The following is a 22369-nucleotide window of genomic DNA, read 5'->3' on the forward strand; positions in this document are numbered from 1 at the left end:
ACGCCCCTCACATCGACGCGATGAGCCTCTCCACTCGTTCGTCGACCGACCGGAACGGGTCCTTGCACAGCACCGTTCGCTGGGCCTGATCGTTGAGCTTGAGGTGCACCCAGTCGACGGTGAAGTCGCGCCCGGCGTCCTGGGCCGCCGCGATGAAGTCGCCGCGCAGCTTCGCCCGCGTCGTCTGCGGCGGCACGTTCACCGCGGCGTCGATCTGCTCGTCTTCGGTGACCCGCTTCGCGAGTCCCTTGCGCTGCAGCAGATCGAACACCCCGCGCCCGCGCTTGATGTCGTGGTACGCCAGATCGAGTTGCGCGATCTTCGGGTCCGCCAGCTCCAGGTTGTGCTTGTCCTGGTACCGCTGGAACAACTTGCGCTTGATCACCCAGTCGACCTCGGTGTCGACCTTCGCGAAGTCCTGCGACTCCACGGCGTCGAGCACGCGGCCCCACAGTTCCACCACCGCGGCCACCTGCGGATCGGGCTCACGGTTGTGCAGGTGCTCGACGGCCCGCGCGTGGTACTCGCGCTGGATGTCGAGCGCACTGGCCTGCCGCCCGCCTGCGAGGCGAACCGGCCGACGTCCGGTCAGGTCGTGGCTGACCTCGCGGATCGCGCGAATCGGATTGTCCAGGGCGAAGTCCCGGAACGAGACGCCCGCTTCGATCATCTCCAGCACCAGCGACGCCGTACCCACCTTGAGCATCGTGGTGGTCTCGGACATGTTGGAGTCACCGACGATGACGTGCAACCGGCGGTACTTCTCCGCGTCGGCGTGCGGTTCGTCCCTCGTGTTGATGATCGGCCGGGAACGGGTCGTCGCGGACGACACGCCCTCCCAGATGTGCTCGGCACGCTGGGACAGGCAGAACGTCGCGGACTTCGGGGTCTGCAGCACCTTGCCCGCTCCGCAGATCAGCTGACGCGTCACGAGGAAAGGCAACAACACATCGGAGATGCGGGAGAACTCACCTGCACGAACCACGAGGAAGTTCTCATGGCAGCCGTACGAGTTGCCCGCCGAATCGGTGTTGTTCTTGAACAGGTAGATGTCGCCGCCGATGCCCTCCTCGGCGAGCCGCTGCTCCGCGTCGACGAGAAGATCCTCGAGGACGCGCTCACCGGCGCGGTCGTGCGTCACGAGCTGCACGAGTCCGTCGCACTCCGCTGTCGCGTACTCCGGATGGGATCCGACGTCCAGATACAGGCGTGCGCCGTTCCTCAGGAACACGTTGGAGCTTCGTCCCCACGACACGACACGCCGGAACAGGTACCGCGCAACCTCGTCCGGACTCAGTCTCCGGTGACCGTGGAAGGTGCAGGTGACACCGAACTCGGTCTCAATTCCCATGATTCGTCGCTCCACACTTCGACAGTACAGCGCGGAACGCCTCAGTCACCTGGTTCGCGTACCCGGCAGCGCCGCCTACTGTGGGAACGTGGCCGAAGTGAGACTTTTCGCAGCGAGTACCGACCTGAAGGTAATGCGCCTGAGCACCGATCTGCCGCCGTCACCGCTCGACGGCGGCCTCCGACTACTGAGCGGGGCGGCGAACCACAGCGTGCTGTGGATGGGTACTGCCGCCGGCATGATGCTCGTCGGTGGGCGGGCCCGCCGCGCGGCCGTCCGCGGGCTGTTCGCGGTGGCAGGGGCGAGCGCGCTGTCCAACGCCGTCCTCAAGCCGCTGTTCCCGCGCCGCCGCCCTCCCGCGGGCACTCTCGAGTTCGCGCACCGCAGGGGCCTGCCTGCGCCCCGTTCGTCGTCCTTCCCCTCCGGGCACTCCGCATCCGCCGCAGCATTCGCCACCGCAGTCGCGATCGAGTACCCGGCGGCAGGACTGGCGATCGCGCCCGTCGCGGCGGCAGTCGGCTACTCGCGGGTGCACACCGGCGTGCACTGGCCCTCCGACGTCCTGGTGGGGGCGGGTGTCGGTGCCGCGATCGCCCTCGCCACCCGTCGGTGGTGGGCGGTCCGCTCCGAGGAACCCGCGACGCTCGGGCCGGACCATCCGTCCCAGGCGCTACCCGACGGCGAAGGCATGGCCGTGTTCGCCAACCCGGGCTCCGGCAGCGACGACGGCGACATCAGGGCCGACGTCGCGAAGCACATGCCGCAGGCGCGAATCGTCGAGTTCGATGCCGATCGCGACTTCACCGAGCAGATCGACGATGTTGTGTCGAAGTACTCACCGAAGGCACTGGGCGTGTGCGGCGGTGACGGAACCGTCGCGACCGTCGCCGACGCCGCCATCAGGCACGACCTCCCGCTCGCCGTGTTTCCCGGTGGCACCCTCAACCACTTCGCCCGCGACGCGGGGGCAGGCGATGTCCAGTCGACCGCGCAGGCGGTCGCCGAGGGGCAGGCCGAGCTCGTCGATGTCGGCGCGGTACAGGTCGACGGCGCGACTGCGTTGACATTCGTCAACACCGCCAGCCTGGGCGGCTATCCGGACGTGGTTCGGCTCCGCGAGAAGTGGGAACCACGCATCGGCAAGTGGCCGGCGGCGGCGCTCGCCATGGTGCGGGTCCTGGCATCGGCGGAACCGCTCGCCGCCGACATCGACGGCCGTCCGCACGCGGTGTGGATGCTGTTCGTGGGGAACGGCCGGTACTCGCCCGCGGATCAGGTGCCGATGTCGCGGCCCGAGATCCACCGCGGCATTCTCGACGTCCGGTACCTGCTCGCCGATCACCGCTGGTCCCGACTCCGGCTCGTCGGGGCCGCACTGACCGGAACCCTCGGAACGTCGCGTACCTACGTTCAGCGGCGCGTCCCCACCGTGTCCGTGACCATCGACGGCCCGAACGTCGCACTGGCGACCGACGGCGAAGTGATCGCCGACGGCCGCCAGTTCGAGTTCCGCAGTGAACCGCGGAAGGTGGTGCTGTACCGCCAGGTGTGAGCGGCGCTCACTCCGCCGTCGCGGTATCCCCCGGTTGCTCCGGCGCGGCTGTGGCACCGGGGAGCAGCGCTTCGAGAGCCGCGCCCGTGACACGGCGGAACGCCCGCCGCGGTCGACTCTGGTCGAGCACTGCGACCTCGAGACTCCCGACGCCGAGCACTCGGCGCTCCAGCTCACCGTTGCCACCGGTCGCGGTGCCGTCCTGCAACGCGTTCACCGCAACCGTAACCGCAGCATCCAGCGAGAGCCCCGGTTCGTACGACGTACGCAGTGCCGTTGCGATGGGCTCGGTCGCTCCGCCCATCACGACGAACTGCTGCTCGTCAACGATGGAACCGTCGTAGGTGATCCGGTACAGCTGCGCGTGATGAGGCTGGTCCGAACGCCCGACCTCGGCAACACACAGTTCCACCTCGTACGGCTTCGGCTGCTCGGTGAAGATCGTGCCGAGCGTCTGCGCGTAGGCGTTCGCGAGCGAACGGCCCGTGACGTCGCGGCGGTCGTAGGAGTAGCCCCGCATGTCCGCGTGCATGATGCCTGCACGCCTGAGGTTCTCGAACTCGTTGTACTTGCCGACTGCCGCGAAACCGAGACGGTCGTAGAGTTCGCTCACCTTGTGCAGTGACGACGACGGATTCTCCGCAACGAACAGCACACCGTCGGCGTAGGTGAGCACGATGACGCTCCGTCCGCGCGCAATGCCCTTGCGCGCCAGCTCCGAGCGATCCCGCATGATCTGCTCGGCGGAGGCGTAGTACGGCATCGTCACGGCGTGTCACCTGCTTCCTTGGTGCGATCGGCGATCACGGCGCGCGCGATCTCGGCGAGACGCGACGCATCGACGACGGCGGCGCCCGCGTCGGTGATCACCACCGCGGTCGGGTAGATCCCGCGGGTCAGATCCGGGCCACCGGTCGCGGAGTCGTCGTCCGCGGCGTCGTAAAGCGCCTCGATTGCCGCCCGCAGCGCGCCGGACTCGTCCGCGGCCGGGTTGAAGATCTTCTTCAGCGACGACTTCGCGAAGAGCGAACCCGATCCCACCGCGTGGTAACCGGCCCGTTCCTCGTAACGACCACCGACCACGTCGTACGAGACGATCCGGCCCGCCCGCGCGGTGTCGGAGGCGTCGAGGTCGTAACCGACGAGCAACGGCACCACCGCCAGACCCTGCATCGCGGCACCGAGGTTGCCCCGCACCATCGACGAGAGGCGATTCGCCTTGCCGTCGAAGGTGAGCGGGACGCCCTCGATCTTCTCGTAGTGCTCGAGTTCGACTGCGAACAGTCGCACCAACTCGATGGCGACGCCCGCGGTGCCCGCGATACCGGCTGCCGAGTAGTCGTCGGTGACGTACACCTTCTCGACGTCCCGGCTGGCGATCAGGTTGCCCATCGTCGCCCGGCGATCACCCGCGAGGACGACACCTCCGGCGAACGTCAGGGCCACAATCGTCGTGCCGTGCGGGGCGACGTCCGAGCGAGCTGTCATCGGCTCACCCCTTTCTGCAGAAGTTCCGAGGTCGAATCGGTTCTCCGGCAACAGTTCCGGCGCATGCAGACGCAGATGCTCGGCGAACGAGGAAAGCTGGGAATCGAAACCCATCCGAGAATCGAAACGCAGCATCCCGCCCCCCACCACCGAACGCGCCGCCGGGAAATCGGCCGTCACTGGCCGCCCTTTTGCACGTACGCGCGCACGAAGTCCTCAGCGTTCTCCTCGAGCACGTCGTCGATCTCGTCGAGAAGGTCGTCCGTCTCTTCCGCGAGCTTCTCGCGACGCTCCTGACCCGCGCCACCGTCGCCGGGGACGGCATCGTCGTCGTCGCCACCGCCACTGCGTGTCGTCTGCTCCTGAGCCATAGCCACCGACCTCCTCGTCATCTCGTTGCACCGCTGCACAGCGCGCGTGCTCGGACCTTCACACTACCGATCGGCAGCGACACCGGGAGGTTTCCCGTTCGTGTCGCAGGCGATCGCTTCACGTCGGCGAATCAGGTGGTCAACTGGTCGACCAGGTCTGCAGCCGACTCTGCCGAATCGAGGAGCGCACCCACATGGGCCTTGCTCCCACGCAACGGCTCGAGCGTCGGAATCCGGACCAGCGAATCCCGTCCCAGGTCGAAGATCACCGAGTCCCAGCTCGCCGCCGCGATGTCGGCGCCGAACCGTCGCAGGCACTCGCCGCGGAAGTACGCCCTGGTGTCGGTGGGCGGGTTGTGGATCGCTTCCAACACCTGCTGCTCGGTGACGAGGCGCTCGATCGAGCCACGGGCGACAAGTCGGTTGTACAGGCCCTTGTCGAGGCGGACGTCCGAGTACTGCAGGTCCAGCAGGTGCAGCTTGGGAGCCGACCAGGCCAGGCCCTCGCGCTTCCGGAACCCTTCGAGAATCCGAAGCTTCGCCGGCCAGTCCAGCAGGTGCGCGCACTCGAGCGGATCGCGTTCGAGCAGGTCGAGCACCAGCGCCCACTTCGAGAGGACGTCGGCGGCACGGACGTCGTCCGATCCCTCGCGCTCGACGAATCGGGCGGCGCGCTCGTGGTAGATCCGTTGCAGCGCAAGACCGGTCATCTCCCGGCCGTCAGCGAGCGCTACGGTCTGCCGCAGCGTGGGATCGTGGCTGATCTGATGGACGGCCGTGACCGGCCTGGCCAACTGCAGATCGGTCAGGTCGACTCCGGCCTCGATGAGGTCGAGCACCAGTGCCGTCGTCCCGACCTTCAGGTATGTCGACCACTCCGCGAGATTCGCGTCACCGATGATGACGTGCAGCCGGCGGTACTTCTCGGCGTCGGCGTGCGGCTCGTCCCGCGTGTTGATGATGCCGCGCTTGAGCGTCGTTTCGAGGCCGACCTCCACCTCGATGTAGTCGGCTCGCTGCGACAACTGGAAGCCGGGTTCGTCACCGGACTGACCGATGCCAACGCGACCGGAACCGCAGATCACCTGGCGGGACGCGAAGAACGGCGTCAAGCCGGCGATGATCGCGGTGAAGGGGGTGTCCCGAGAGCACAGGTAGTTCTCGTGGGTGCCGTAGGAAGCACCCTTGCCGTCGACGTTGTTCTTGTACAGCTGCAGGCGCGGTGCACCGGGGACGCTGGAGGCATGCCGGGCGGCCGCCTCCATCACGCGCTCCCCCGCCTTGTCCCAGATCACGGCATCGAGAGGGTCCGTCACCTCGGGCGCGGAGTACTCCGGGTGGGCGTGATCGACGTACAGCCGGGCACCGTTGGTGAGGATCATGTTCGCGGCGCCGACCTCGTCGGCGTCGATCACCGGGGCCGGACCGTTGAACCTGCCGAGGTCGAATCCGCGTGCGTCCCGCAGGGGCGACTCGACCTCGTAGTCCCATCGCGTCCGCTTGGCCCTCGGGACGCCCGCGGCGGCGGCATAGGCCAGCACCGCCTGTGTGGAGGTCAGGATGGGGTTCGCCGTCGGTTCCGACGGGGACGAAATCCCGTACTCGACCTCGATACCGATGATGCGCTGCATGGCGTCGAGCCTAGAACCTCGCTGCCACTTGCACGCGTATCAGCAGGTGGACGGCCCGGCCGACCCCGCCCGTCAGGGCGGGGTCGTTGGACGAACTCGCTTTGCTGCCCGACCCCTAAATGCCGATAAGTTGCGTTATGACATTATTGCAGGGTGACAAAACAGCAGGTCACCGCTCGATTTCGAGGTCCAGGTAGTCGGGTGCCCCGATTCTCTTCAGCACGAAACGAACTGGAGGTGACGCCCAACTCGCGTTCGAGTCCTCCCCCACAGCCGGATTCACCAGCCTCCGCAGCCGCCCTCGCGTCACCACATCCGCGAAGCCGGCGGCCTCGACGTTGCGCACCCAATCGCTCCCCTGCCCATAGGACAGGGCGATTCGGTAGCCGTCACCGTGTCGGAAGATGTTGACGGGAGTGCGGTACAGACGTCCACTGCGGCGGCCCCGGTGCAGGACGATCGCGCAGCCTGGAAGCCATCCGTGAACGAACAGCGCAACGCGATTCGTCACCACCCGGTTGAACCTTGCGAGCCGACGGGGAAGGGGCACGGTTCGAGCCTAACGCTGCGTGCCAGGATGGACCGATGGTTGATACGCCCGGCAGTCCGCCACCTGACCGGGGCGACGAGATCGTCACCGTCTACGACGCCGACGGACGCACCACCGGGACGGCGCCTCGCTCACGCGTGTACGCAGAGGGCCTGTGGCATGCCAGCGCAGGCGTACTTCTCCGGTCGGTCGACGGCGACCGAATCTACGTGCATCGCCGCGATCCCGGAAAAGCGGTGTTCGCGGGAATGCACGACTGCCTCGCGGGTGGTGTCGTCGATCCCGGCGAGACCCCCGAAGTGACCGCGGCTCGAGAACTCGGCGAGGAACTGGGTGTCCTCGGTGTCGCTCTCGAGCCACTGGCGTACGTGCCTTGGGACGGCGAGTGGAACGGAGCGCCACTGCGCTGTCACCTGTTCGCCTTCGAGGGCCGCTGGGACGGCCCGATCGTCCACCAGCCGGGCGAGGTCGTCGCCGGGTGGTGGTGGACGGTCGAGGAACTGCGCGACCATCTGGCAGATCCGTCGTGGCCGTTCGTGCCCGACACCCGGGCCCTGCTCGCAGGCACCGTCCTGTGACGCGAGCGGCGTACGCGCTTCAGTCGATCCAATTCCCGTGAAAGCCTGCAGGCACCCGCTGCCGAAGCCGTACCGCGGCCACGTCCTCGAGCGTCTGCGCGTCCAGGATGAGCAGATCCGTTGAGCTTGCGGCCAGGTCCGTGACGAAGCCGAGGACCACCCCGTCCCCCTCGGGCGCGGTCGCCGACGACGGCGCGAAAGTGAATTCCCCCACGGAGGAGGCTGTTCCGAAGTCTCGCTCGACCACGACACCCTCCGCGCCCGCCGTGCGTACCAGCTTGCGCTCCCCCATGTCGTCGTCGCTTCCCCCGACGGCCCAACCCTGTCCACTCGCGCTGGTGGCGAATCGGTCGTCCATACGCGGAAACTCGAGGTGCTCGTCCGACAACCTGGTGCGGCGAACAGTCCGCGCACGCAGGTCCACACACCAGCGTTCGAGACGCGGCTTGCCTTCCGTCGGACCGGATGGGTCCTCGTCGAACACCCGCTCGTGCACCACGAGGTCGACGGTGACGGACCGATCGTCGTTGTGTGCGTTCATCGGATGGAACACGTAGCACGGGCGATCGAGTTCGATCCAGGTGATCGAGGACGCATCCGTGGCCGATCTCGGCAGCAGTCCCACTCGCGCGGGATAGTCGGGGTTCCACCGGTAGGGGAACCGCCCGGCGGGGACCGGAGGAAGGCGGTTCAGGATCGTCCGCGGCATCCTGACCTTGCCGACCGTCGCGTCCAACGCCAGACGCGCGATCGGACGCATCGGTCGAGGTAGGTCGATCACCGCGGCATCGGCATCGAAGGTGACGGGCAGGTCGTAGAGGACGACGTAGTCCTTCGTCAGGGAGAAGGCGTGCATCATCGGGCTCCCGCCGACCGGGACTGACATCTTCCGCCTGAGGCGGCCGTCGGGTCCGATCACCGTGTACTGCACGGCGCTTCCCCGGCCGAAGTGGTACGCGACGGCGTGCAGTTCGCCGGTACGCGGATCTACGAGGGGGTGCCCGGAGTACCCACCGCGGACCGCACCCTCGAAGTCACACACATCGACGGTGTCCAGCTCCGGCGACAGCTCGGCAGACGCCGCGCCGCCTTCGACGAGCGCGAGCAGACGACCGCCGAAACCGATGACGTTCGTGTTGGCCGACGGTCCGTGCAGCGGCGACCGATGGCGTTCGTCCGGGTGTCCCCGACCCAGCGAACGTGATGTGACCTCGGAGTCAACCCAGCGATTGCGGTACCACAGGGCGTCGCCGCCACTCAGTCGGACGCCGTGCACCATCCCGTCACCCGTGAACCAGTTGTGGTTCTCGGCCAGGAGCCCGAGGACCGGGTTGGGGCCGTTCCGGACATAGCGGCCGTCGAGCCAGTCGGGGATCGTCCCGCGCACCTCGAGGTCGAGTTGCGTTACCTCGCGGCGCACCGGCTCGAAGCGTCCGGTCAGGAAACTCACCACGTCGAATCCCCCTCCAGAACCAGGTATTACATTGTTATCATGCGAGAATATCAATGTTATGGATGAGCCGACAGACGTAGCGCCGAACACCCGGGACGCCGTACTCGCGGCAGCGCTGGAGATCGTCGTGGACGAGGGACCGAACGGACTCACCGTCCGCAGGCTCGCGACGGCGGCGCGGACGTCGACGATGTCCGTCTACACACACTTCGGCAGCATCGGCGGCGTCGCGGGGGCCGTTGTCGAGCACGGCTTCGGCATGCTGGGCCGGACGTTGGCCGCCGCACCGCGGACGGGCGACGCCCTGTCCGACCTCTTCGGGATCGCGCTGACCTATCTGACGTTCGCGCGCGAACACCCCCGGCTCTACACGATGATGTTCCAGCACTCGGCAGCCGACTGGAGTCCGGGACGCCGTAGCGACGTCGTCGCCACCGGATCACCGACGACGTCGGCACAGGGACGGGCCGCGTTCACTCTGTTCCTGGGCGCGTTGACGCGCACGGACTCCGATTCCACCGACTCCCCTGCTGCGCCCGACGGCCAACAGCTCGCCCTCGCAGCCGAACTGTGGAGTGCGTTGCACGGCAACGCGATGCTGCGGATAGCCGGCCACCTCGACACGGCCGACGACTCGGTCGCACACTCGCTGCTCATTGCGCTCGCCGTCGGCAACGGCGTGGATCGGGCGTCGGCTGTCTCCGCCCTCACCCGAGCCCGCACGGAAGCGCCCGAACACTGACACAGATGACGGTGGGGTGCCGCGAATCCGCTGCACCCCACCGTCATCTGCGCGTACTACAGGTACTGACCCGTGTTGGATTCGGTGTCGATCGCACGGCTGGCGCTGGCGTTCTTGCCGGTGACCAACGTGCGGATGTACACGATCCGCTCACCCTTCTTGCCCGAGATACGTGCCCAGTCATCGGGATTCGTGGTGTTGGGCAGGTCCTCGTTCTCGGAGAACTCGTCGACGATCGAGTCGAACAGGTGCTGAACCCTGAGACCGGGTGCGCCGGTCTCGAGGACCGCCTTGATCGCGTACTTCTTGGCACGGTCCACGATGTTCTGGATCATCGCACCGGAGTTGAAGTCCTTGAAGTACAGAACCTCCTTGTCTCCGTTCGCGTACGTGACCTCGAGGAAACGATTCTCGTCGCTCTCGGCGTACATACGATCCACGACGCGTTCGATCATCGCCTTGACACACAATGCGCGATCGCTGTTGAACTCGGCGAGGTCGTCGGCGTGCACCGGGAGCGTTTCCGTCAGGTACTTCGAGAAGATGTCCTGAGCGGATTCCGCGTCCGGCCGTTCGATCTTGATCTTCACGTCGAGCCGGCCCGGACGAAGGATCGCGGGATCGATCATGTCCTCACGGTTCGAGGCGCCGATGACGATCACGTTCTCGAGCCCCTCGACACCGTCGATCTCGCTGAGCAGCTGCGGCACGACCGTCGTCTCCACGTCGGACGAGACGCCGGACCCACGGGTCCGGAAGATCGAGTCCATCTCGTCGAAGAACACGATCACCGGTGTGCCCTCGGACGCCTTCTCACGCGCACGCTGGAAGATCATCCGGATGTGCCGTTCGGTCTCACCGACGAACTTGTTCAGCAGCTCGGGGCCCTTGATGTTCAGGAAGTAGGACTTCGCTTCCTTCGCGTCCTGACCGCGGGCCTCCGCAATCTTCTTCGCGAGCGAGTTGGCGACGGCCTTGGCGATCAGCGTCTTGCCGCAGCCCGGCGGGCCGTACAGCAGGACACCCTTCGGCGGACGCAGCGCGTACTCGTGGAACAGGTCCTTGTGCAGGAACGGCAGTTCGACGGCGTCGCGGATCTGCTCGATCTGCCTGCCGAGACCGCCGATGTCGCCGTAGTCGACATCGGGGACCTCTTCGAGCACCAGGTCCTCGACCTCGGCCTTGGGGATGCGCTCGAAGGCGTAGCCCGCCTTGGTGTCGACGAGCAGCGAGTCGCCGGGGCGGAGCTTCCGATTCGGGGAGTCGATGTCCTCGTCCTCCGCGTGCACCGTGGTGTCCGAGGCGGCGAGCGCCAGCGGATGCGCGAGCCACACGACGCGCTCCTCGTCGGCGTGCCCGACAACGAGTGCGCGCTCGCCGTCGTCGAGGACTTCGCGCAGCGCGCAGATCTCACCGATCCGCTCGAACGATCCCGCTTCGACGACCGTCAGGGCCTCGTTCAGCCGGACCGTCTGGCCCGGCTTCAGCTCGTCTGTGTCGATGTTCGGCGAGCAGGTCAACCTCATCTTGCGACCGGAGGTGAACACGTCGACCGTCTGATCCGCGTGAGCGCACACCAGAACGCCGTATCCGCTCGGGGGCTGGCCGAGGCGGTCGACCTCCTCGCGCAGTGCGATGAGCTGCTGACGTGCTTCCTTGAGTGTGTCCATCAACTTGGAGTTGCGGATCGACAACGAGTCCACGCGCGATTCGAGTTCACGCACCTGTTCCGGTGACTGGGCAAGTTGCCGGCGAAGGGCCGCGGCCTCGAGCTTGAGGGCGTCGAGCTCAGCCCTGGCAGCCACCGAGTCCGGATTCTCTGTTGCGCTCATGTGCGACTCCTCCCAGTTCGTTCCGTCAACGCTACCGCCGAGCCAGTGAAACTGCGTTGCGACACTTGAGAGATCGCATACTGCAGGACTTTTCTCGGAAGCCGGACCGATTTCTTCCCATGTTAGCCTCACCTACATCCACGCCGGTTTTCGAGGAAAGGCCAACCCCCTGTGATCACTCGCACGCCACTCATCGCCGCCGGAGCCGTCGTCCTCGCCGTCGGCCTCGTCGGGTGCAGTTCGGACGACTCCGACGACACGGCCACCGCGACGACCACTGCTGCTGCCGCGACCACCACCAGCGCAGATACGACCGCAGCCGGTTCCGCGCCGGCAGCAAATGCGCCCTCGGCCGAGGAGTTGAACGCCACACTGACGACGTTCTTCGATCCCGCGGTGCCCGCCGCCGAGAAGGTCGTACTCGTGGAGGACGGCGAGAAGCAGGCCGCGGTCCTCGAACAGTTCAACGGTGTGCTGCAGGGATACCAGCTGACGGCCCAGGTCACCGAGGTCACACCGGTCGACGAGGACACGGTGAAGACGTCGACGACCATCGCCGGACCGCACGGCGGTGCTCCGACGACGGTCGTCTTCGAGGAGGAGAACGGCGCCTGGGTGATCTCCCCGGAGTCGGTCTGCACGATCCTCGGCATGGGCCGCCTGACCTGCGTGCAGTAGGCGGCCAAACCCTCGGGAATTTCCCACCCTCGGACGAAGCCTCGGGCAGTCCCCACTCTCGGGCGAAGCCTCGGGCAGTCCCCACTCTCGGGCGAAGCCTCGGGCAATCCCCACCGCGCCGCCGTCTCAGCCCTTGCTGGGGCGGCGCTGCGGCTTGGGTGTCACGGTGCCCTCGGCCAGGCGTCGGGCACTGACGAGGAACGCGGTGTGGCCCTGCATCCGGTGCTCCGGGCGCACCGCCAACCCGACGACGTGCCAGCCGCGGACGATCGACTCCCAGGACCGCGGTTCGGTCCAGCACTCCTGCTCGCGCATCGCCTCGACGACCTTCGACAGCTGCGTCACCGTCGCGACGTAGACGATCAGCACCCCGCCGGGGACCAGCGCCTTCGACACCGCGGGCAGGACGTCCCAGGGCGCGAGCATGTCGAGTACGACGCGATCGACCTCGCCGTGGACGTCGGCGTCGTAGTCCGCGAGGTCGCCGATGGTCAGGTCCCAGTTCTCGGGGCGTCCGCCGAAGAACGTCTCCACGTTCCGCACCGCGTGCTCGGCGTGGTCTTCACGCACCTCCCACGAGGTGACCTTGCCCTCGGGGCCGACCGCGCGCAGCAGCGAGCAGGTGAGCGCGCCCGATCCGGCCCCCGCCTCCAGCACCCGGGCCCCCGGGAAGACGTCGCCCTCGTGGACGATCTGCGCGGCATCCTTCGGATAGATGACCTGGGCGCCGCGCGGCATCGACAGCACGTAGTCGACCAGGAGCGGGCGCAGGGCGAGGTACGGGGTGCCGTTCGTCGACGTCACGACGCTGCCCTCGGGCGTGCCGATGAGGTCGTTGTGCAGGATGCCGCCGCGGTGGGTGTGGAACTCTCGCCCCTCTTCGAGCACGACGGTGTACTTGCGTGCCTTCGCGTCGGTGAGCTGGACGCGATCGCCGACCCGGAACGGTCCAGTCGGGCGGCCGTGCAACGCTGACATCTCGTGACTCCTGTAGTTGTTGTGCCCGGCGACCGGTGCGCCGGTCCCGACGGCGTGTCGGACCCTCGGCATAGCCTGCCAGGTGTGAGCAGCCCCGCGACGACGCCCCCCGCCGAATCCGACGAGGGCGTGGCCCGGACGAGGTCACGCCCCGCGTTGTCACCGTCTCGGGCGGCGGACTTCCGACAGTGTCCGCTCCTGTATCGCTTCCGCGCCGTCGACCGTCTCCCCGAGGCCAAGACGACATCGCAGGTAAGGGGGACGCTCGTCCACGCGGCACTCGAGGACCTCTTCGGTCTGCCCGCACCGGAGCGGATTCCGGCCACCGCGACAGCGCTGGTCGAGCCCGCGTGGATCCGGCTGATCGAGGAGACACCCGACGTCGCGGATGCCGTGCCGGACGACGACCGGGACGCGTTCCTGGACGCCGCTCGCCGCATCGTCGCCGACTACTTCCTCCTCGAGGACCCCACGACGTTCGACGCGGAGGCGTGCGAGGTCCGGGTCGAGACCGAGCTGCCGGACGGGGTGCCGCTGCGGGGTTTCGTGGACCGCATCGATGTCGCACCGACGGGTGAGATCCGCGTCGTCGATTACAAGACCGGTCGCGCGCCGCGCGAAGGATTCGAGCGGGCTGCGCTGTTCCAGATGAAGTTCTACGCGCTGATGCTGCTGCACACTCGTGGTGTCGTGCCCGCGCAACTCCGGCTGATGTACCTGTCCGACGGCGAAATCATCACGTACGCACCCGATCGCGACGAACTGCACCGGTTCGGCGGAACCCTGAGTGCAATGTGGCAGGCGGTCCTCGAGGCAGGTCGCACGGGCGAGTTCGAACCGAGTCCGGGTCCGATGTGCCGGTTCTGCGATCATAAGGCGATGTGTCCCGAGTTCGGTGGCACACCGCCGCCCTATCCGGGCTGGCCGTGGCCCGGCGACGACGGGCAGGAGAGTGAGGATTCTGCCGGTGAGTGACGCGGCGATGTCAGCCTATTTCGTTCCGCTGGAGCCACTTCCGGACGGCACGGAGAGGTTCGAGCCGACCGATCACACGGTGAGCACCTGGTCGACCGACATGCAGCACGGGTCGCCGCCGTCGGCGCTCCTCGCCCGGGCCGTCCGCCGCTGTGAGCATCGTTCGGACACCCGTGTCACCCGGGTGGTGATCGAGATCCTCGGCCCCATCCCCCTCACCGAAATCCGGGTTCGATCCTGGGTCGAACGGCCCGGCCGCCGAATCGAACTGGTCGTGGCCGAACTGTCGGCACAGGCGCCGGACGGCTCGTGGCGCGTCGTGGCGCGCGGGTCCGGCTGGCGCATGGAAACCGCTGACACCACCTCGATCGCGAACCCCGCCGACGCCACGATCCCGCCGAGATCCGGCGCACTCCCCCTCCCCGAGGACAGCTTCTGGCGTTCCGGATTCATCGACACCGTCGACTGGTGCTGGCTCACCCCGATCGGCGCACCGGGCCTCTCCCACGCGTGGGGAAAGCCGAATCCCGAACTGGTGGAGGGCGAACCGCTCGACCCGCTCGACCGGCTGTTCCTCATCGCGGACACCGCGAACGGAGTCGGGACCAAACTGGACCCGGCGTCGTGGACGTTCCTCAACACCGACGTGACAGTGCACATCTTCCGGGTACCGGACGGCGCGTGGGTCGGTGTGTCCGCGGAGACGTCCTACGGCCCTGACGGTGTGGCGATGTCTTCCGGTGTCCTGCACGACGACTCGGGTCCCGTCGCTCGGGTCACGCAGACGGTGCAGGTCCGCGCCCGCTGAGACACGAGTGGCCCCCACCGATCGGGTGGGGGCCACTCGCGTGTGGATCGTAGGTCAGAACGCCCGGCAGGTGCGGATGTCGGTCGCGAGGATCGCCTTGGCGCCGATCTCGGCGAGCTCGTCCATCACGTCGTTGCTGACCTTGCGCGGCACCATCGAGCGGATCGCGACCCAGGCGTCGTCCGCGAGCGGGGCGATGGTGGGCGATTCGAGTCCGGGAGTGATCTGCAGCGCCTCCTGCAGCCGATCGCGCGGGCAGTCGTAGTCGAGCATCACGTACTGCTGGGCGCGAACCACGCCCTGAACGCGAGCGATGAGCTGGTTGCGGGCCTTGTCGTCCTGGTCGGAGCCCTCTCGCTCGATCAGGACGCCCTCGGAGTCGCACAGGGACTCGCCGAACGCGACGAGGTTGTGCTGACGGAGCGTGCGTCCGGAGCCGACGACGTCCGCGATGGCGTCGGCGACGCCGAGCTGGATGGAGATCTCGACGGCACCGTCGAGGCGGATGACCGTGGCTTCGAGGCCACGGCGGGCGAGGTCGGCGCGGACCAGGTTCGGGTACGACGTCGCGATCCGGAGCCCGCCGAGGTCCTCGGGCGCCCAGGTCTTGCCCGCCGGTGCGGCGTACCGGAAGCTCGATCGTCCGAAGCCGAGGGAAAGCCGTTCGGCGACCTGAGCACCGGAGTCGAGCGCGAGGTCACGCCCGGTGATGCCGAGATCCAGTTCACCCGACGCGACGTAGATCGCGATGTCCTTGGGCCGCAGGAAGAAGAACTCCACCTGGTTCGACGGATCGAGGACGGTGAGATCACGGGAATCGGTGCGGCGCCGGTAGCCGGCCTCCGACAGGATTTCGGCAGCGGACTCGGACAGGGAGCCCTTGTTGGGAACTGCAACGCGCAGCATGGTGGTCCTTCCTTCGAAGGCGAGAGGTGGTCTACACGGGAGTCGGAGTCGGACGACTCACAGATGTCGGTAGACGTCCTCGAGCTTGAGTCCGCGACCGATCATCAAGACCTGCACCCAGTACAGGAGCTGGGAAATCTCCTCGGAGAGTTCCTCGTCGCTCTGGTACTCGGCGGCGATCCACACCTCGCCGGCCTCCTCGATCACCTTCTTGCCCTGGGCATGGACGCCTGCGTCCAGTGCGGCCACGGTGCCGGAACCCTCGGGGCGGGCGGCGGCGCGGTCGGACAGCTCGGCGAACAGCGAATCGAAGGTCTTCACGGGTGACCATTGTTTCACAGCACCCTGCTCACTCCGCCACCGAGTCCGGGGCGCCCGAGTCGGTCGACAGGGTGCGTCTGCTCGTGAACTCTCGGGTCTCGCCGCTGATCGGGTCCGTGAACCGCACCCGTCGAGCGAGGAGGCGCAGCGGGTCGGTGAAGTCGCCCTGTGCCCGGTTCCGCAACACCGGGTAGAAGTCGTCGCCGAGGATCGGCGCGCCGAGGGACCACATGTGCAGCCGCAACTGGTGGGTCCGCCCTGTCGTCGGCAGCAGGCGGTAGCGCGCGTGGTCGCCCAACACCTCGACCACGTCGACGTCGGTGTGCGCGTTCGGCTCCCCCGGTACCTCGCGGGCGGTCGGCTCACCGTGGATCTTGTCGATGCGACTGCGTACGGTCCGCGGGAACGGGGTATCGCGCAGGTTCGGGGCCACCGCCTCGTACTCCTTGGTGACCTGGCGCTGCTCGAACAGCTGTTGGTACGGCCTGCGCAGCGCCGGGTCGGTCGTGCAGACGAGCACACCGGCCGTCATCCGGTCCAGTCGGTGCGCGGGCACCAGGTCGGGAAGGTCGAGGGCGCGGCGCAACCGGACGACCACGGACTCCCTGATGTGCCTGCCGCGCGGGATCGTCGCGAGGAAGTGCGGCTTGTCCACGACGAGCAGTCCGTCCGCGTGGTGGAGGACGTCGAGGTCGAACGGGACCGGAATCTCGGGGGCGGGGTCGCGGTAGAAGTGGATCGCCAGACCCGCACGACACGGGTGGGCGGGGTCGAGTGGCGCGCCGTCCCGGTCGACGACCTCGCGCGCAGCGAAGCGTGCGTCCCAGTCGTCGTCGGGCCAGGCGGCGAGGAGGAAGGCGCGAACCGTTCCCGGCGGGTGCCCCGGAGGCACCAGCACTCGATCCGGACCGAGGCCGTCACGCAGCGGCAGCGGTGACCGGGTCGCCACTCGCCGACGGGTCATCGCGCGTCAGTCCGGAACACAGGTGTCGCAGACCAGGGTCTGCTCCCGGCCGTTGACGTCCGGGTGGTTGCGGTACCGGGAGGTCGGTGTTCCGCACAGGGTGCAGACACCGATGACCGTGGCGCGGTCCGAGAACTCGACGTTCATCCGCCCGTCGAAGACGTACAGCGACCCTTCCCAGAGGCCGCGGTCGCCGAACGTCTCGCCGTAGCGGACGATTCCGCCGTCGATCTGGTAGACCTCGTCGAAACCGCGGGCCCGCATCAGCGCGGACAGCACCTCGCACCGGACCCCGCCGGTGCAGTAGGTGACGACGGGCTTCGACTTGAGGTGGTCGTACCGTCCGCTGTCGAGTTCCGCGACGAAGTCGCGGGTCGTCGCGACGTCGGGGACCACGGCGCCGCGGAACCGTCCGATCTCGGCTTCGAAGGCGTTGCGGCCGTCGAAGAAGACGACGTCGTCGCCGCGTTGCTCGACGAGGTCGTGTACCTCCTGAGGCGACAGGTGCGTGCCGCCACCGACGACACCGTCGGCGTCGACCTGCAACTCGTCGGGCGCACCGAACGTCACGATCTCCGACCGAACCTTCACCGACAGCCGCGGGAAGTCGGCGCCGCGGCCGTCGGACCACTTGATGTCGGCATCCTTGAACGGCGCGTACTCACGTGTCCCGCGGACGTATCGCTTGACGGCCGCGATGTCCCCACCGACTGTCGCGTTGATCCCGTGCTCCGACACAAGGATTCGCCCGGTGAGCCCGTTCGACGAGGCGAGGGTGTGCTGCCACAGCCGGATCGCCTCGGGGTCGGCGAGCGGGGTGAACCGATAGAACAGGACGATCTTCGGGACTGCCACTCAGACCGCCACGAGTGCGTGCATCGAATGCAGGTCGTCGGCGGACAGGCCGACGAGGGTGTCGCGGAAGATGCGGAGCGGACCGGCCGGAACCTCGATGAGGGAGGGCACGACCAGCACCGGACAACCCGCCGCCTCGGCGGCCGCCGCACCGGTCGGCGAGTCCTCCACCGCGAGGCAGTGTCGCGGGTCCACCCCGAGCAGCTCGGCTGCCCGCAGGTACGGTGCCGGATCCGGCTTGCCCGCGGACACCTCGTCGCCGCACACCGAGAAGTCGAAATGTTCGCGGCCGAGGGTGTCGAGCGCGACGTCGCCGAGTTCGCGTTCGGTGTTGGTCACGAGCGCCGACCGCAGACCCAGCGACCGCACCAGCGCGAGCGCATCCCGCGCGCCCGGCCGCCACGGAAGACCGTCCGCGAACATCTCCGCCATCCGCGCGTACAGCCACGTCCGGGCCTGCAGGAGTGCGTCCGGCGTGCGTTCGAGTCCGAGCGAGTCGAAGACGATCGCCAGGGCGCCCGGCGTCGAGGCACCGATGGTCGCCGTTCGGGTCTCCTCCGTCATCGGTCCCCCGAGATGCACGGAAAGTTCCCGAACCCCGATGTCCCAGAGTTCTTCCGACTCGAGCAGCGTGCCGTCCATGTCCCACAGGACGGCACGCAGCCCGGACGTGTTCATGATGTCGCGATCAGGCATTGCAATTCTCAGACGTTGAAGTACTTGGCTTCCGGGTGATGCAGGACGAATGCGTCGGTGGACTGCTCGGGATGCAACTGCACCTCTTCCGAGAGCGTGACGCCGATGCGTTCCGGTTCGAGCATCGCGACGAGCTTGCGTCGATCCTCGAGATCGGGGCATGCGCCGTAACCGAACGAGTAACGGGCACCGCGGTATTCGAGCTTGAAAAAGTCCTCGACATTCGCCGGGTCCTGCTCCGCGAGGTTGTGGCCGCCGGGCAGCACCAGTTCCTCGCGGACCCGGCGATGCCAGTACTCGGCGAGCGCTTCGGTGAGCTGCACACCGATGCCGTGCACCTCGAGGTAGTCGCGGTACGAGTTCGCGGCGAACAGTTCGTTCGCGAAGTCGGCGATCGGTTGACCCATCGTCACCAGGTTCATCGGCAGGACGTCGACCTGCCCGCGGCTGCGGGCGTCGGCGCGTGAGCGCACGAAGTCGGCGATGCACAGGAAGCGGTCCCGCTCCTGGCGCGGGAAAGTGAACCGGAACCGCTCGGCCGCGTCGGGCTCGGGCGACTCGAGGACAACGACGTCGTCGCCCTCGGACACGACCGGGAAGTACCCGTACACAACGGCGGCGTGCTGCAGCACACCCTCGGTGCTCAGTCGGTCCAGCCAGTACCGCAGGCGCGGACGGCCTTCCGTCTCGACCAGCTCCTCGTACGTGGGTCCGTCACCCGCCCGCTGACCGCGCAGCCCCCACTGGCCGAGGAACAGTGCCCGCTCGTCGAGCAGGCCGGAGTACTCGGCGAGGGCGATGCCCTTGACGACCCGGGTGCCCCAGAACGGCGGCGCAGGGACGTCGAGATCGACGGCGACGTCGGAGCGCTCCGGAACCTCGACCGGCGCCGCCTCCGCCTTCCGCTTCTCGGCGATCCGCTTGGAACGTTCGTGCCTGGCCTTGCGCTCGGCCGCCTTCTCCTTGGCCGCCAACGCCTCCGGGCTGTCCGGCGCAGGCCCCTCGCCACGCTTGGTCGCCATGATGGTGTCCATCAGGTGCAGGCCCTCGAACGCGTCACGCGCGTACGACACCTCACCCTCGTAGACCTCGGCGAGATCGTTCTCGACGTAGGACCGGGTCAGCGCCGCACCACCGAGGAGCACCGGGAACTGCTCGGCAACGCCCTTGGCGTTGAGCTCCTCCAGGTTCTCCTTCATCACGACGGTCGACTTCACGAGCAGACCCGACATGCCGATGACGTCGGCGCGCTTGTCCATCGCGACGTCGAGGATCGTGGCGATCGGCTGCTTGATGCCGATGTTGACGACCTCGTAGCCGTTGTTGGACAGGATGATGTCGACGAGGTTCTTGCCGATGTCGTGGACGTCGCCCTTGACCGTGGCGAGGACGATACGGCCCTTGCCTGCCTCGTCGGTGGCTTCCATGTGCGGTTCGAGGTGCGCGACGGCGGCCTTCATCACCTCGGCGGACTGGAGCACGAACGGCAGCTGCATCTGCCCGGACCCGAACAGTTCGCCGACGGTCTTCATGCCGGACAGCAGGGTCTCGTTGATGATCTCGAGCGGCGGACGCTCGACCATCGCGGCGTCGAGATCGGCGCCGAGCCCGTCGCGCTCACCGTCGACGATGCGTCGTTCGAGGCGCTCGAACAGCGGCAACGCCGCCAGCTCCTCGGCACGCGAGGCTCGAGCGGAGGCCGCGGAGACGCCTTCGAACAGCTCCATCAGTTTCTGCAGCGGGTCGTAGTCGCCCTCGCGGCGGTCGTAGACCAGGTCGAGCGCCGTCTGCCGCTGCTCGTCGGGGATCCGCGCCATCGGCAGGATCTTCGACGCGTGCACGATCGCGGTGTCGAGGCCGGCCTCGGTGCACTCGTGCAGGAACACCGAGTTCAGCACCTGACGGGCGGCCGCGTTGAGGCCGAACGAGATGTTCGAGATGCCCAGCGTGAAGTGCACCTCGGGGTGCCTGCGCTTGAGTTCGCGGATCGCCTCGATGGTCTCGATGCCGTCGCGCCGCACCTCCTCCTGACCGGTCGAGATCGGGAAGGTCAGCGCATCGATGATGATGTCGGACTCCCGCAGGCCCCACGTCGTGGTGATGTCCTCGATGAGCCGCTCGGCGATGCGGACCTTGTGCTCGGCGGTGCGGGCCTGGCCCTCCTCGTCGATGGTCAGAGCGACGACGGCCGCGCCGTGCTCCTTGACCAGCCGCATGATCCGCTGGTAGCGGGAGGTCGGGCCGTCACCGTCCTCGTAGTTGACGGAGTTCACCGCGCAGCGGCCACCGAGGTGCTCGAGTCCCGCACGCAGGACCTCGGGCTCCGTGGAGTCGAGCATGATCGGCAGCGTCGACGCCGTCGCGAACCGGCTCGCCAGTGCGGCCATGTCCGCGGCGCCGTCCCGGCCGACGTAGTCGACGTTGAGGTCGAGCATGTGCGCGCCGTCGCGGGTCTGGTCCTTCGCGATGTCGATGCACTTCTGGTAGTCCTCGGCGAGCATCGCCTCGCGGAATGCCTTGGAACCGTTGGAGTTCGTACGCTCACCGATCATGAGGATCGACGCGTCCTGATCGAACGGCACGTGCGCGTACAGCGACGAGGTGCCGTCCTCCGGCTGCGGAACGCGCTTCGCCTTCTCGACGAGACGCACCGCATCGGCGACCCTGCGGATGTGCTCCGGCGTGGTGCCGCAGCAGCCGCCGACCAGTCCGAGTCCGAACTCGCGGACGAAACCGGACAGTGCGGCGGCCAGTTCGTCCGCGCTCAGCGGGTATTCGGCGCCGTTCGGGCCGAGTTGCGGCAGACCGGCATTCGGCATCACCGACACCGGCAACCGCGAATGCTTCGACAGGTGCCGAAGGTGCTCGCTCATCTCGTCCGGCCCGGTGGCGCAGTTGAGACCGATCATGTCGATGCCGAGCGGCTCGAGTGCCGTCAGCGCGGCACCGATCTCGCTGCCGAGGAGCATCGTTCCGGTGGTCTCGACCGTGACGTGCGTGATGATCGGGATGCGTCGTCCGGCCTTGTCCATGGCGTTCTGGCTGCCGATGATCGCGGCCTTCACCTGAAGCAGGTCCTGACAGGTCTCGACGAGGATCGCGTCGGCGCCGCCGTCGATCATGCCGAGCGCGGACTCCATGTAGGCGTCACGCAGGACACCGAACGGCGCGTGACCGAGTGTCGGGAGCTTGGTGCCCGGACCCATCGATCCGAGCACGAAGCGGGCCATGCCGTCGCGGCCCGGCCCCATCTCGTCGGCGATGTCGCGCGCGATGCGGGTGCCCCGCTCGGACAGGTCACGGATCCGGTCGGAGATGTCGTAGTCGGCGAGGTTCGGAAGGTTGCAGCCGAAGGTGTTGGTCTCGACGGCGTCGGCGCCGGCCTCGAAGTAGGCGGCGTGGATGTCGCGCAGCACGTCGGGGCGCGTCTCGTTCAGGATTTCGTTGCAACCTTCGAGGCCGAGAAAGTCGTCGAGCGTGAGATTCGCGGCCTGCAGCATCGTTCCCATCGCACCGTCGCCGATGACAACGCGCTCCGAGAGCGCATCCAACAGGGCGGAATGGAATGGGGCAGACATGCCGTCCAGAGTAGTGGGCGCCTCGGACAGGGCTGGCCGTAGGCTAGGCAGGTGAGTCCAAG

At 67.6% G+C, this 22369-nt stretch carries 21 protein-coding genes; 6 read left to right on the forward strand and 15 right to left on the reverse strand.

The window, feature by feature from the left end:
* Positions 1-7 precede the first annotated feature (7 nt).
* Complete coding sequence (pafA, locus tag FFS72_RS02650; RefSeq protein WP_212744312.1) at positions 8-1366, reverse strand: Pup--protein ligase; 1359 nt, start codon at positions 1364-1366, stop codon at positions 8-10.
* Positions 1367-1484: 118 nt separating this feature from the next.
* On the opposite strand from pafA, the gene FFS72_RS02655 reads away from it, so the two are divergent.
* Positions 1485-2903, forward strand: a complete 1419-nt coding sequence (locus FFS72_RS02655; RefSeq protein WP_137872735.1) for a bifunctional phosphatase PAP2/diacylglycerol kinase family protein — start codon at positions 1485-1487, stop codon at positions 2901-2903.
* Positions 2904-2910: 7 nt separating this feature from the next.
* Here the strand turns inward: FFS72_RS02655 and prcA are convergent, their stop codons facing one another.
* The 5 genes from prcA to FFS72_RS02680 form a co-directional block, all read right to left on the reverse strand.
* Entirely contained in the window at positions 2911-3672 is a 762-nt protein-coding gene (prcA, locus tag FFS72_RS02660; protein ID WP_137872499.1) for a proteasome subunit alpha, read from the reverse strand.
* The gene (prcB, locus tag FFS72_RS02665) at positions 3669-4526 is read right to left on the reverse strand and encodes a proteasome subunit beta (protein ID WP_137872736.1); all 858 of its coding nucleotides are present in this window, start codon (positions 4524-4526) and stop codon (positions 3669-3671) included. The genes prcA and prcB overlap by 4 nt, the downstream gene beginning before the upstream one ends.
* Before the next feature lie 41 nt (positions 4527-4567).
* A complete protein-coding gene (locus tag FFS72_RS02670) occupies positions 4568-4762 on the reverse strand; it encodes a ubiquitin-like protein Pup (RefSeq protein ID WP_050064313.1) in 195 nt (64 codons plus the stop codon).
* A gap of 131 nt (positions 4763-4893) precedes the next feature.
* The gene (dop, locus tag FFS72_RS02675) at positions 4894-6393 is read right to left on the reverse strand and encodes a depupylase/deamidase Dop (protein WP_050064312.1); all 1500 of its coding nucleotides are present in this window, start codon (positions 6391-6393) and stop codon (positions 4894-4896) included.
* Between the two features lie 169 nt (positions 6394-6562).
* Complete coding sequence (locus FFS72_RS02680) at positions 6563-6943, reverse strand: nitroreductase family deazaflavin-dependent oxidoreductase (protein WP_137872500.1); 381 nt, start codon at positions 6941-6943, stop codon at positions 6563-6565.
* A gap of 35 nt (positions 6944-6978) precedes the next feature.
* Here FFS72_RS02680 and FFS72_RS02685 point away from each other — a divergent pair, with 35 nt between their 5' ends.
* The gene (locus FFS72_RS02685; protein WP_137872501.1) at positions 6979-7521 is read left to right on the forward strand and encodes an NUDIX hydrolase; all 543 of its coding nucleotides are present in this window, start codon (positions 6979-6981) and stop codon (positions 7519-7521) included.
* A gap of 19 nt (positions 7522-7540) precedes the next feature.
* Here FFS72_RS02685 and FFS72_RS02690 read toward each other — a convergent pair whose 3' ends face one another.
* Complete coding sequence (locus FFS72_RS02690) at positions 7541-8974, reverse strand: carotenoid oxygenase family protein (protein WP_137872502.1); 1434 nt, start codon at positions 8972-8974, stop codon at positions 7541-7543.
* A 58-nt stretch (positions 8975-9032) separates the two neighbouring features.
* Here FFS72_RS02690 and FFS72_RS02695 point away from each other — a divergent pair, with 58 nt between their 5' ends.
* Positions 9033-9716, forward strand: coding sequence for a TetR/AcrR family transcriptional regulator (locus FFS72_RS02695; protein WP_137872503.1), 684 nt, complete (start codon positions 9033-9035; stop codon positions 9714-9716).
* Positions 9717-9772: 56 nt separating this feature from the next.
* Here the strand turns inward: FFS72_RS02695 and arc are convergent, their stop codons facing one another.
* Positions 9773-11548 (reverse strand): proteasome ATPase, encoded by a 1776-nt coding sequence (gene arc / locus FFS72_RS02700; protein WP_137872504.1) that lies wholly within the window; start codon positions 11546-11548, stop codon positions 9773-9775.
* A gap of 171 nt (positions 11549-11719) precedes the next feature.
* On the opposite strand from arc, the gene FFS72_RS02705 reads away from it, so the two are divergent.
* Positions 11720-12226, forward strand: coding sequence for a WKL family lipoprotein (locus FFS72_RS02705; protein ID WP_137872505.1), 507 nt, complete (start codon positions 11720-11722; stop codon positions 12224-12226).
* Positions 12227-12352: 126 nt separating this feature from the next.
* On the opposite strand, the gene FFS72_RS02710 is transcribed toward FFS72_RS02705, so the two are convergent.
* Positions 12353-13204 carry a tRNA (adenine-N1)-methyltransferase gene (locus FFS72_RS02710; RefSeq protein ID WP_137872506.1) on the reverse strand — a complete coding sequence of 284 codons (852 nt, stop codon included), beginning with the start codon at positions 13202-13204 and terminating at the stop codon, positions 12353-12355.
* Between the two features lie 84 nt (positions 13205-13288).
* On the opposite strand from FFS72_RS02710, the gene FFS72_RS02715 reads away from it, so the two are divergent.
* Positions 13289-14179, forward strand: a complete 891-nt coding sequence (locus FFS72_RS02715; protein WP_137872507.1) for a RecB family exonuclease — start codon at positions 13289-13291, stop codon at positions 14177-14179.
* Positions 14180-14186: 7 nt separating this feature from the next.
* Positions 14187-14987, forward strand: coding sequence for a thioesterase family protein (locus tag FFS72_RS02720; RefSeq protein WP_137872737.1), 801 nt, complete (start codon positions 14187-14189; stop codon positions 14985-14987).
* A gap of 54 nt (positions 14988-15041) precedes the next feature.
* On the opposite strand, the gene hisG is transcribed toward FFS72_RS02720, so the two are convergent.
* Genes hisG through metH form a run of 6 tightly spaced genes read right to left on the reverse strand, consistent with a single transcriptional unit; the run spans position 15042 to position 22307 of the window.
* Positions 15042-15893 (reverse strand): ATP phosphoribosyltransferase, encoded by an 852-nt coding sequence (gene hisG, locus FFS72_RS02725; RefSeq protein WP_137872508.1) that lies wholly within the window; start codon positions 15891-15893, stop codon positions 15042-15044.
* 57 nt (positions 15894-15950) lie between these two features.
* Positions 15951-16214 carry a phosphoribosyl-ATP diphosphatase gene (locus tag FFS72_RS02730; protein ID WP_050064303.1) on the reverse strand — a complete coding sequence of 88 codons (264 nt, stop codon included), beginning with the start codon at positions 16212-16214 and terminating at the stop codon, positions 15951-15953.
* A gap of 28 nt (positions 16215-16242) precedes the next feature.
* Positions 16243-17178 carry a pseudouridine synthase gene (locus FFS72_RS02735; RefSeq protein WP_137872509.1) on the reverse strand — a complete coding sequence of 312 codons (936 nt, stop codon included), beginning with the start codon at positions 17176-17178 and terminating at the stop codon, positions 16243-16245.
* Positions 17179-17184: 6 nt separating this feature from the next.
* Positions 17185-18033 (reverse strand): oxygen-dependent tRNA uridine(34) hydroxylase TrhO, encoded by an 849-nt coding sequence (gene trhO, locus FFS72_RS02740; RefSeq protein WP_137872510.1) that lies wholly within the window; start codon positions 18031-18033, stop codon positions 17185-17187.
* On the reverse strand, positions 18034-18729 hold the full coding sequence (locus FFS72_RS02745) for an HAD family hydrolase (protein ID WP_502704068.1): 696 nt from the start codon (positions 18727-18729) through the stop codon (positions 18034-18036).
* 8 nt (positions 18730-18737) lie between these two features.
* Positions 18738-22307 (reverse strand): methionine synthase, encoded by a 3570-nt coding sequence (gene metH / locus FFS72_RS02750; RefSeq protein ID WP_137872511.1) that lies wholly within the window; start codon positions 22305-22307, stop codon positions 18738-18740.
* Positions 22308-22369: the final 62 nt, after the last annotated feature.

The sequence above is a fragment of the Rhodococcus sp. Q genome (assembly GCF_005503035.1).
Lineage (GTDB): Bacteria > Actinomycetota > Actinomycetes > Mycobacteriales > Mycobacteriaceae > Rhodococcus_G.

What these genes read in the sequence shown, in the direction of transcription:
- metH (WP_137872511.1), bottom strand. Translation starts at nt 22,307, where the DNA reads ATGTCTGCCCCATTCCATTCCGCCCTGTTGGATGCGCTCTCGGAGCGC.
- prcB (WP_137872736.1), bottom strand. Translation starts at nt 4,526, where the DNA reads ATGCTGCGTTTCGATTCTCGGATGGGTTTCGATTCCCAGCTTTCCTCG.
- FFS72_RS02685 (WP_137872501.1), top strand. Translation starts at nt 6,979, where the DNA reads ATGGTTGATACGCCCGGCAGTCCGCCACCTGACCGGGGCGACGAGATC.
- FFS72_RS02655 (WP_137872735.1), top strand. Translation starts at nt 1,485, where the DNA reads ATGCGCCTGAGCACCGATCTGCCGCCGTCACCGCTCGACGGCGGCCTC.
- hisG (WP_137872508.1), bottom strand. Translation starts at nt 15,893, where the DNA reads ATGCTGCGCGTTGCAGTTCCCAACAAGGGCTCCCTGTCCGAGTCCGCT.
- dop (WP_050064312.1), bottom strand. Translation starts at nt 6,393, where the DNA reads ATGCAGCGCATCATCGGTATCGAGGTCGAGTACGGGATTTCGTCCCCG.
- FFS72_RS02670 (WP_050064313.1), bottom strand. Translation starts at nt 4,762, where the DNA reads ATGGCTCAGGAGCAGACGACACGCAGTGGCGGTGGCGACGACGACGAT.
- FFS72_RS02720 (WP_137872737.1), top strand. Translation starts at nt 14,187, where the DNA reads ATGTCAGCCTATTTCGTTCCGCTGGAGCCACTTCCGGACGGCACGGAG.
- arc (WP_137872504.1), bottom strand. Translation starts at nt 11,548, where the DNA reads ATGAGCGCAACAGAGAATCCGGACTCGGTGGCTGCCAGGGCTGAGCTC.
- FFS72_RS02710 (WP_137872506.1), bottom strand. Translation starts at nt 13,204, where the DNA reads ATGTCAGCGTTGCACGGCCGCCCGACTGGACCGTTCCGGGTCGGCGAT.
- FFS72_RS02745 (WP_502704068.1), bottom strand. Translation starts at nt 18,729, where the DNA reads ATGCCTGATCGCGACATCATGAACACGTCCGGGCTGCGTGCCGTCCTG.
- FFS72_RS02735 (WP_137872509.1), bottom strand. Translation starts at nt 17,178, where the DNA reads ATGACCCGTCGGCGAGTGGCGACCCGGTCACCGCTGCCGCTGCGTGAC.
- FFS72_RS02695 (WP_137872503.1), top strand. Translation starts at nt 9,033, where the DNA reads ATGGATGAGCCGACAGACGTAGCGCCGAACACCCGGGACGCCGTACTC.